Source organism: Paenibacillus residui (assembly GCF_042677205.1).
In the GTDB taxonomy this organism is placed as follows: domain Bacteria; phylum Bacillota; class Bacilli; order Paenibacillales; family NBRC-103111; genus Paenibacillus_L; species Paenibacillus_L residui.
The window spans coordinates 1-8,455 of the sequence record NZ_JBHTIU010000080.1 but is presented as its reverse complement, the minus strand read 5'-3'; the positions used below and the strand labels follow the sequence as shown (position 1 = coordinate 8,455).

Sequence of the window (8,455 nt, the reverse complement as noted above, 5' to 3'; positions counted from 1 at the left end):
GCTTCGTGAATGATTTCACACCTTAAAAATTAAAAAAAACTGTCTTGACTTCTTGTGCCACTATAGTGGTTCACTTTAAAACGGAATATGAAGAGTTTATTGGTTCAAATGAGGAGGACCTTCCTCTCTCGCTATCGCTCCAACAACTGTTAGATACGCTGAATGAGGAAGAAAAAAGTGTTATCCTGTTAAGATTTTATAATGACTATACTTTTAAGGAAATATCGGAAGTGTTACATATTCCTTTAGGAACTGCAAAATCGATTTTTTATCGGGCTCTACAAAAGCTCCGTGAACAAACGAAGGAGGCGGAGATTTATGAGTAATCAAATAAAACAATTATTGGACCAGATTGAACTCCCCGATGAGCTGCATGAGCGGAGCATACTTGGTGTGATGAAAGCAAAGGAGGAAATTGAGATTGAGAACGCAAAACCAATTAAACGAATGAAGAAAAGCTTTATCGCCGCTGCTGCTTGCTTGATTTTGGGGGGAACATTGCTAATGACCGAGGGAGGTTCGCGCATAGTAACCGCTGCACAAAACGCAGTAGAAACTCTAATCAGTCAGATCTTCGGCTCGAAAGAAAAGTTAAAAATAGTAGACCCTCAACTTACCGAGGTGGATATACAGAATATTGAAGAAGACTTGCAGACTGCCAAGCTAGCGTTATCCGACAGCGAATTTGCTCAATATAAAGAACTGCTCGCCAAGCTCGAGCATTATGCCGAACAAATGGCAGTTGCGGCAGATGGAGCTAAGGAAAGAAACCCTGAGGTTTTATCGGAGGAAGAACAGAAGGAATACCAGGCGGCGATTGCAGAAATTGAACGCTTCAACAACCAGATTGTTGAGAGAACGAAGATGACTATGGAGGAAGCCAGTCAACTGGCGGGCTATCCCGTCCGTCGACCCGCCTATGTTCCCGACGGCCATCAATTAATATCGGAAGAGATCAATCCGAAAGAGATGTTTAGAGCGACCCGTCCTTTTGTTGCATTGGATTATAGAAATATGGAATATAGAAATGGCGAATTTGGTTTCAGAACTGTCCAGCAGCCGATAAACGACAACGAATTTGCCAAGTGGGCATTTGATCATATTGAATCCTATACCGTGGATGGTTATCAGCTTGAATTTGCTTGGTATAAAGATTCTAACGTTCAAGGGATGAGGATCCGAGTTCCGGAAAGCGACAGCAGTAAATCATACGAAATTGTTATGATTGCAGACCTATTGCCCAAAGAGCAAATGGAACAAATATTATTGTCCATGGTGAAGGACGATTAAATTCACAAGGCGGCCGACTGATCGTCAGCCGCCTGAAAGTGTTTCCGCCGATAAAACCGTTTACCGCTTCTCTTCTTTCATCACGCGCTTTCCCCATTCATTTTCTTTTTAAAAGCAAAAACGGCAATAACTATGACAACAACCATATATCCAACAACCCACCACATATGCGGTAAAATTGAAGCATAATCCCCGGATAGAGCAGCTCTGCTCGCGTCTACTGCATGAGCAAATGGAAGCGCATAGGCAATCTCTTTAAACCAGCCCCCTACCAGATTCAAGTCGAACCATGTACCGCTTAACCAAGCGCTAAGATTAGTCAGCAGCGCTCCGCAAATACCACCCACCTGCTTGTCGTTAAATATGCTGCCTGTTAACAGTCCTATTCCTATAAATAATAAGGAGATTGGCAGAAGCACAATAATAGAAAGTAAAACATTGGCATTGATCGGCAATCCCAAGAAAAGTGCTGTGGTAAAGCTAATCATAATTTGAACAATGGCCATGGGGACTAGCGGCACTATATATCCTACAATGTAATCAGAGGCAGATAGAGGTGCCGTGAACAATCGCATCAAAAATGAGGTGCTTCTATCTTTAGCTATAAGCATTCCGGAGAATAGCGAGATGAAAGAAAGACCGAAAACGGCTATACCGGGAATAAGCTTATCAATGACAAATAACTCGGTTGGAACATTCGCTTGAATAGTAGTTAACAATAATAATATAACTAACGGGAACCCTATACCAAATGCCAAATTTAATGGATCTCTAATAATTTCTTTGTGGTTACGGGCAGCAAAGGCCAGCGATTTCATCTCTCTACCTCCTCTTTAGTAGCTAACGAAACAAAGGCTTCCTCCAGCGACTCGGTGTTCGTCTTTGCCATCAATTCAGCTACCGTTCCAACGGCCTTCAATCTTCCTTTCGCCATAATTCCTATTCGATCCGAAAGTACTTCTGCTTCGTCCATATAATGGGTCGTGAGAATAATGGTAATACTTCCCTTTAGTTTCTTAACTGCATTCCATAGTTCCCTTCTTGCGATGACATCCAAGCCTAGTGTAGGTTCATCCAGGAATAAGATTTGGGGATTCGTAATAAGTGCCATGGCAATACTAAGCCGTCTTTGCATTCCCCCGGATAAAGTTTTTGCTTTATTGTTGGATACTTCCGTAAGGCTAAAAGTGCGAAGCATCTCTTCCACTCTTATTTCAACCGTTTTCTTGTCGAACCCGTATATTTGGGCAATTAATTCAAGATTCTCCCGGACGGTTAAATTAGGGGCTACAGCCGTTTCCTGTGGTGAAACATTAATCAATTCTTTTACTCCATGAGGATTGGAGACAATACTGTTGCCGAGGAGAGTTGCATCTCCGCTTGTAGGGCTGCTGAGGCAGGTCAACATCTTGATCGTTGTCGTTTTACCTGCACCATTTACTCCGAGTAAAGCAAAAAGCTCACCTTGTTCAATAGAAAGATCGAGAGAATGCACGGCAATCTTTTTTTCAAATTTCTTGGTTAAATTATTGGTTTGGATAGCTATCATTCCTCTTCCTCCTCGTATTCCTGTGCCTTAAATATATCCTCAGCAAGCTGCAGGAAGCTCTCGTTCTTTACGATGGCAATCCCTTGTGCTTCATCGCCTAAAACAAGTAATCTGTCTCCCGGCGCAATGCTAAATACCTCTCTAGCTTTTTTGGGAATGACAATTTGCCCTCGCTCCCCAACCTTTACCAGCCCGAATATGTGCTTTCCTTTTGGTTTAATACCAATTTCTTGCTTATCATTCGTGTCATTCACAAGATCATCTAATGCCACTCCATATAATTCCGCCAAAGCCTTGCAATTATGGATATCCGGCATGGTTTCCCCGGACTCCCATTTCGCTACGGCTTGCCTTGAAACACCGATTTTATCGGCCACTTCTTCTTGTGTGTATCTCATTATTTTCCGCATTTTTTTCAAATTCATATTTATCATATTTTGTCACACCCCTTATATCATTCTATTGAACTTTTTCCATATATCCACCAACTCAAAATAACATATGACGTTATCTTAAGTTTACATTTTGTTTAGTGTGGATTTTTTTCATTCCCAAAAACATAACCGGACCAACAAAAAATCCCCAAAGCTTGGTTTGAGGAAACCTGTATTTGTGATTCACTTTTTTCCATGACAGCAAAGTAGTTTTCTTCATGATCTGCAAAGTTAAATACTTTGCCGAAGGAATACTTGCGATTTCTCGAGGCATGAGGGTCTATGGTAAAAACGATTTAACTGTAATTTATGTAGGTAAATTCGTGCGAATGGCAGAAAGTGATTGAAGTAAATGGAAAAACTCCAGTTAGAATCGAGTTATTTTGCTGATATCACCCTTTTTGCCCAAACTAGCTGTAGTTTTTCCACTTAGATTACGTCTTTCGCTCCAGAGGAGCAAATCTAGCTGTATGAAATCCAGTTAGACGCCCAAGTCGGCAAAGCTTCACCGGTTCCGTCAAGCGGCACTATCAATTCCGGGACAAATATCATCGTTCCTGAATGTCTGTCTTGAATTATGGACAAATATTCATATAACACTAATTCGCGAATGACTCGATTCGCTTCCGCTTTATTGTACCTGGCCAGCCAAGCTTCCTTCCCCACTTGCCAGATAGTGTTGTTTACTCCAGCCCCCTTCGCCCTTGCTTCCGAATCCATTTTCCACCCGTCAAGCATACTTGTTGAACCTCATATCTGCGGGGAAGTTCATCATTTTTCATATATTCACATCCATTTTATGTGTAGTTTCATCTTCCGCCCATTTTTAAGAAATTTGATCTACATTTGTAGACGAAATTTCTTTCGCATGCTATACTGAACGCATAACAACACGCTAGATGATCCAGGTTGGCTGTCGAATAATGGAGTACAAACTAAGTTCATGTGGAAAAATGCTGCAAGGATTGGCTATAACGGAACCCAGAGACCTTAATCGTTCCAGAAGGGCCATTCGGTAACTTTAACGGAATCGGATGACCTTATTCCAAGAAATGCAGACGAAAGTATGAGGATTTCAATGAAATAAGGGCGTCTGGGTCCGTTAGTCTAAAAAAACCGCCTATTTTGACGAAATAGGGTCTTACAGATCCGTTACGTTTTCACTGTTGACTTTTCACTATTTCAACATCCTGTTGAACGCCTTTCCCACAATGAATCGAGAGCCTCCCCAGGTCCGTTACCAGCTTCACGGTTATCCATTGCCGGTTGATTTGATGCTATAACATTTGGACTTTTCACTAGTACAATCATCCAGTTTGTACGCCCTGTCCGCAATGAATCGAAAGCCTCCAATGGCAAGTTCCACATCAACTGAACGGAGGGATTCCCCCAATGAAGCCATCTTTTGAACGACTGCCGGATGCCGAGTATGACGTTATGGATATCATCTGGCAGTCAGAGCAACCGCTCAAAACGTCTGCGATCTTGTCCAGACTTCACGAGGAGCAAGGAAAGGATTGGAACATTTCTACCCTGCAATCCCTGTTGACGCGCCTGCAGCAGCGGGGCTACATTGACTTCAAAAATGAAGGCAGACTGAAGCTCTACTATCCTTTAATTGACCGGCATTCGTACACCCGGCAGGAAACTCAGAGCTTCTTCAGCCGCTTCCATCGCAACTCCTACAAAAGCCTGTTTGCGGCACTGACAGGCGGACGGAAAATTAGTAGAGAGTCACTGGACGAATTGTCGGAAATCGTCCGGAATGCGGGTAAAGAGGATGATTAATACCTGGTTTGCAATCATCATTGAAACATCGGCCTTCGCAGTCGTTACCATCCTGTTGGCAGCAGGGATCGGAAGATTGACCGGCCATCGGTATCGCCCGCAATGGCGCTACTGGATATGGCTTGTCCTGGGTCTGCGCCTGGCGCTTCCATTCTGGCAGGTGCCGCAGGCCATCCCTGTGATAACGCTCCCGAACATCGTAGCGGATCAGCTTGCGCCCAATGCCGGCCCGTCAACCGTGAATGCGCCTTCATCTGCGGGGTCAACGGAAACCGGTCCGATTGACGAATCGTGGTCCGCCGTAAATACGGATACCCCCACTTCCGGTTATCTTCCGGATATTCCGACTTTGCTGTCCTGGATATGGCTGTTGGGCGCAGCAAGCTATTTAGGCTGGAGGATTATTCAGTATCGTCTTGCCTTGCGAAATTTAAAGGCTTGCTCGCAGCCAGTTGGTCCACGCGAGCTTGCGATAATGTCTGCACTGAAGGCGGATATGGGTGTAAGTCGGCGCATCGGTCTGTATCAATGCCGGCTCGCCAGCAGTCCGATGCTGATCGGCTTTATTCGTCCTGCCATCCTGCTGCCGGATACGCGCCTGACGGATGATCAGCTTGAGCTGATCCTGCGGCACGAACTGACGCATGCCAAGAGGAAAGATTTGTGGTTCATGGCACTTATGTCATGGGTCTCTGCCCTGCACTGGTTCAACCCGTTCGTCCATTGGATGATCCGCATGGCCTATGATGATCTGGAAAAAATATGCGACAATCACGTGATTAAACATGCCGATGTTCGCACCAGACAGCTTTATGCCGACACCATCATCCATTATATGAGAAATAGTGTTAATAAAGGGCCTTCTTTATCTACTTCTTTCCTTGGAGGGGATCGCGTCATGAAAGAGCGGTTTAAATTGATTTTTCAAAATCAGCCCAAAAAATCGGCGGCCTGGGTTTCCTGCCTCCTATTGATCATGATCCTTGCCGGAGGCACCTTGGTTTCTTGCCAAGGCTCAACGTCTCAAAGTAAAGGTAAAGACAGCTTTGCCGGGCTGTATGCTTTATTCGGTTCAGCGGAACAAGATGTGTTCAAGGCCCTATCCCTTGATGCGGACAATGATTTTGAGGAGTCCAATTTAATCCCCAACAACACGAGCTACCTGTTAAAGCAGCCTGTGAAAGTACATGGCCACTCGAGCCGATTGCTGATGGGATTCTACAATGAATTGTTGATGTACTTACAATACCGGTTCGACAATCATCAGGATGCCTTTGCTGTCAGCAAAGCGCTTAGAGATGAACTGGCCAAACTGCACGGCCAACCCGACACGATAGAGGGCCATCCTAACCGGCTGGATAAATTGACCGAGCTGCCGACCGGCGGACCCTTTCCTTCGCCCGAATATATGGAGGAATGGCACATCGAGGTCGATCCTGAGGTTTTGAACACTTTAATCGGAGATACGGGTTATACTTCTCTTGACATCATTGTGAAACTCTCCTTGAATGACGAATCTCATGCTACGGTGACCGTTCGCTACTCGGCAAATCTCAACAGCATGCAGCGGCCTCGCCCCTGAATGAAGATGTGGAAGGCGTAATCGACATGCTGTTATCCTATAGCGGCGGTCCTGGATAAGCAAATCAAGTCCCGGACTGCCGCTGGTTGGTCTAATTCCGTTTCTCGGCCGTTATAAATCCAACTACAATTCAAACCTCTGCTTAATCAGACCTGCGACATGTTCCGGGCTCAAGGTGGAGTTATTGATTCTTATATAATTCTCTCTTTTTATTTCCCCATTATAAGAGTTTAGCCGGTTTCGGGCCATCTTGCTTTTCAGATCCGTTTCAGAGAATTCGATATTTCTTTTAGTAGGCTTATGCTTAAGCCTGTGAGGGCTTATGTTGCGTTCCAGCCTTATCTCCAGTTCGGCCTCCAGTTCAACAAAGTAAACCTCGCCACCCTTAGCTTCGAATATTTGACAAACACTCTCTACATAGTCCCAATCCGCCTGGCTATCAAATGACCAAAGATATGTAAAGATCAACCCTTCCAATTCGCTATTAGCCACTTCTTCAAAGATCGCCCGGCGAAACAGCCTGACCAGCCTTTTGCCAGGTTCGGTACCATAACTAAAAAAGGGGGCGACCATTTCAATACTCATATGATTATGAAAAAGCTTCAGCCCGGTTATCTTCTCGAGCTCCTGTCCTACGGTCATCTTGCCGACAGCTTGCGGTCCAAAGATTAAGACAAATTTCTTTATGGCAAACCCCTCCCCTTCTTCCTCTTCCTTAACCTTGCTTGCCCTGTTTTAGTCTCCAGTCAGATGCCATTGGCGCGGTATTGTTCAAGATTGACATAGCCATCATGCGTTACGGCCACACCTTCATTCTGCAGCAGCAACATTTGTAACTGATAAGCCTCCTCGTTCTTGATGCTGATTTTCCCTTGCGCATTCAATACACGATGCCAACACAGCCTGTACTTCCTGCTCATGGAATGCAGGATCCTCACGACCTGCCGTGCGCCACGGGGGCTACCCGCCATTGCTGCAATCTGGCCGTACGTCATCACTTTCCCTTCAGGAATCGTTTGGATGATTTCAATGACATTTTTCGTAAATGTGTTCATCGCCGTTCTTCCTTCCTGCTGCACTTCATTTATATCTTTCTTGCTCGCTTTATTTAAACCTGAATAATAGAAACCCGGTATTAAAATAGTTATATGAACCTTTTATTTCACCCTGCCATTTTCTATTAAATCGAATATAGTATATCGAGTCTATTGCCAAAAAGGAGGTTATGTATGCTATGGCTTTACAGCTTATGAAATTACTTGTTACGGCAACGACTACGACAAATACGGTTCCGACTCCGGAGAAATTTTTCCATGTCACTGCCGGCGAAACGGCGGCGGGTGCCACACTAACTATTGATACCGCCGATTTTTTCGATGATACCGGTGCCGCATCCACCGATCTGCCTGCGCTGGCCGCCGGCAACAGTATGTTTAATGTTTACGTTAATGGGGTATTGCAAATGCAGGGCATTGCGACCTATACCCCTGGCGCCACAACGGTTGGGTCGCTGGCAATAGCCGTACCCGCCGGGAGCGAACCTATTTTGGCGAATACGCCGATCGTATTGGAGGTTATAAACTTTACCCCATCCTCCACTACAACAGTTAATACATGATGTGAGCAAACACCAAGCATGAATATCGGAATTTTAACTGTGCCGGACAATCGTATTTCTGTGGTTGACCGGCTTTCTATTTTCAGGTTTTCCCCCATCCCGGCTCCGATGCAACAACGACTCTCCGGCTTAAACTACCACCTGCTCAAAGCAGGTGGATTTAGACATAAATGTCGACGACTAAAGTCGTAGCG

At 44.9% G+C, this 8,455-nt stretch carries 11 protein-coding genes; 5 read left to right on the top strand and 6 right to left on the bottom strand.

Annotation, left to right across the window (positions count from 1 at the left end):
* Positions 1 to 65 precede the first annotated feature (65 nt).
* Together ACFQ03_RS19740 and ACFQ03_RS19735 are read left to right on the top strand one after the other, a co-directional pair.
* Positions 66 to 326, top strand: a complete 261-nt coding sequence (locus ACFQ03_RS19740; RefSeq protein ID WP_379290378.1) for a sigma-70 family RNA polymerase sigma factor — start codon at positions 66 to 68, stop codon at positions 324 to 326.
* Positions 319 to 1,290 (top strand): hypothetical protein, encoded by a 972-nt coding sequence (locus ACFQ03_RS19735; protein ID WP_379290376.1) that lies wholly within the window; start codon positions 319 to 321, stop codon positions 1,288 to 1,290. The genes ACFQ03_RS19740 and ACFQ03_RS19735 overlap by 8 nt, the downstream gene beginning before the upstream one ends.
* A gap of 80 nt (positions 1,291 to 1,370) precedes the next feature.
* Here the strand turns inward: ACFQ03_RS19735 and ACFQ03_RS19730 are convergent, their stop codons facing one another.
* The 4 genes from ACFQ03_RS19730 to ACFQ03_RS19715 form a co-directional block, all read right to left on the bottom strand.
* Positions 1,371 to 2,108, bottom strand: a complete 738-nt coding sequence (locus ACFQ03_RS19730; protein WP_379290374.1) for an ABC transporter permease — start codon at positions 2,106 to 2,108, stop codon at positions 1,371 to 1,373.
* Positions 2,105 to 2,839 carry an ABC transporter ATP-binding protein gene (locus ACFQ03_RS19725; RefSeq protein ID WP_379290372.1) on the bottom strand — a complete coding sequence of 245 codons (735 nt, stop codon included), beginning with the start codon at positions 2,837 to 2,839 and terminating at the stop codon, positions 2,105 to 2,107. The genes ACFQ03_RS19730 and ACFQ03_RS19725 overlap by 4 nt, the downstream gene beginning before the upstream one ends.
* Entirely contained in the window at positions 2,836 to 3,273 is a 438-nt protein-coding gene (locus ACFQ03_RS19720; protein ID WP_379290370.1) for a helix-turn-helix domain-containing protein, read from the bottom strand. The genes ACFQ03_RS19725 and ACFQ03_RS19720 overlap by 4 nt, the downstream gene beginning before the upstream one ends.
* 462 nt (positions 3,274 to 3,735) lie before the next feature.
* Complete coding sequence (locus ACFQ03_RS19715; protein ID WP_379290368.1) at positions 3,736 to 4,011, bottom strand: hypothetical protein; 276 nt, start codon at positions 4,009 to 4,011, stop codon at positions 3,736 to 3,738.
* Between the two features lie 654 nt (positions 4,012 to 4,665).
* Here ACFQ03_RS19715 and ACFQ03_RS19710 point away from each other — a divergent pair.
* Both ACFQ03_RS19710 and ACFQ03_RS19705 read left to right on the top strand, forming a co-directional pair.
* Positions 4,666 to 5,061: a BlaI/MecI/CopY family transcriptional regulator gene (locus ACFQ03_RS19710; protein WP_379290366.1), complete on the top strand. Its 396-nt coding sequence runs from the start codon at positions 4,666 to 4,668 to the stop codon at positions 5,059 to 5,061.
* The gene (locus ACFQ03_RS19705) at positions 5,054 to 6,643 is read left to right on the top strand and encodes a M56 family metallopeptidase (protein ID WP_379290364.1); all 1,590 of its coding nucleotides are present in this window, start codon (positions 5,054 to 5,056) and stop codon (positions 6,641 to 6,643) included. The genes ACFQ03_RS19710 and ACFQ03_RS19705 overlap by 8 nt, the downstream gene beginning before the upstream one ends.
* Before the next feature lie 123 nt (positions 6,644 to 6,766).
* On the opposite strand, the gene ACFQ03_RS19700 is transcribed toward ACFQ03_RS19705, so the two are convergent.
* Together ACFQ03_RS19700 and ACFQ03_RS19695 are read right to left on the bottom strand one after the other, a co-directional pair.
* Complete coding sequence (locus tag ACFQ03_RS19700) at positions 6,767 to 7,285, bottom strand: shikimate kinase (protein ID WP_379290362.1); 519 nt, start codon at positions 7,283 to 7,285, stop codon at positions 6,767 to 6,769.
* A gap of 104 nt (positions 7,286 to 7,389) precedes the next feature.
* Positions 7,390 to 7,698, bottom strand: a complete 309-nt coding sequence (locus ACFQ03_RS19695; RefSeq protein ID WP_379290360.1) for an MGMT family protein — start codon at positions 7,696 to 7,698, stop codon at positions 7,390 to 7,392.
* A 179-nt stretch (positions 7,699 to 7,877) separates the two neighbouring features.
* Here ACFQ03_RS19695 and ACFQ03_RS19690 point away from each other — a divergent pair, with 179 nt between their 5' ends.
* Positions 7,878 to 8,261 (top strand): DUF4183 domain-containing protein, encoded by a 384-nt coding sequence (locus ACFQ03_RS19690; protein WP_379290358.1) that lies wholly within the window; start codon positions 7,878 to 7,880, stop codon positions 8,259 to 8,261.
* Positions 8,262 to 8,455: the final 194 nt, after the last annotated feature.

Excerpts from the sequence above, each read along its gene's own strand:
- ACFQ03_RS19700 (WP_379290362.1), bottom strand. The coding sequence starts at position 7,285 with ATGACCGTAGGACAGGAGCTCGAGAAGATAACCGGGCTGAAGCTTTTT.
- ACFQ03_RS19695 (WP_379290360.1), bottom strand. The coding sequence starts at position 7,698 with ATGAACACATTTACGAAAAATGTCATTGAAATCATCCAAACGATTCCT.
- ACFQ03_RS19735 (WP_379290376.1), top strand. The coding sequence starts at position 319 with ATGAGTAATCAAATAAAACAATTATTGGACCAGATTGAACTCCCCGAT.
- ACFQ03_RS19705 (WP_379290364.1), top strand. The coding sequence starts at position 5,054 with ATGATTAATACCTGGTTTGCAATCATCATTGAAACATCGGCCTTCGCA.
- ACFQ03_RS19725 (WP_379290372.1), bottom strand. The coding sequence starts at position 2,839 with ATGATAGCTATCCAAACCAATAATTTAACCAAGAAATTTGAAAAAAAG.
- ACFQ03_RS19710 (WP_379290366.1), top strand. The coding sequence starts at position 4,666 with ATGAAGCCATCTTTTGAACGACTGCCGGATGCCGAGTATGACGTTATG.
- ACFQ03_RS19730 (WP_379290374.1), bottom strand. The coding sequence starts at position 2,108 with ATGAAATCGCTGGCCTTTGCTGCCCGTAACCACAAAGAAATTATTAGA.
- ACFQ03_RS19720 (WP_379290370.1), bottom strand. The coding sequence starts at position 3,273 with ATGATAAATATGAATTTGAAAAAAATGCGGAAAATAATGAGATACACA.
- ACFQ03_RS19690 (WP_379290358.1), top strand. The coding sequence starts at position 7,878 with ATGGCTTTACAGCTTATGAAATTACTTGTTACGGCAACGACTACGACA.
- ACFQ03_RS19715 (WP_379290368.1), bottom strand. The coding sequence starts at position 4,011 with ATGCTTGACGGGTGGAAAATGGATTCGGAAGCAAGGGCGAAGGGGGCT.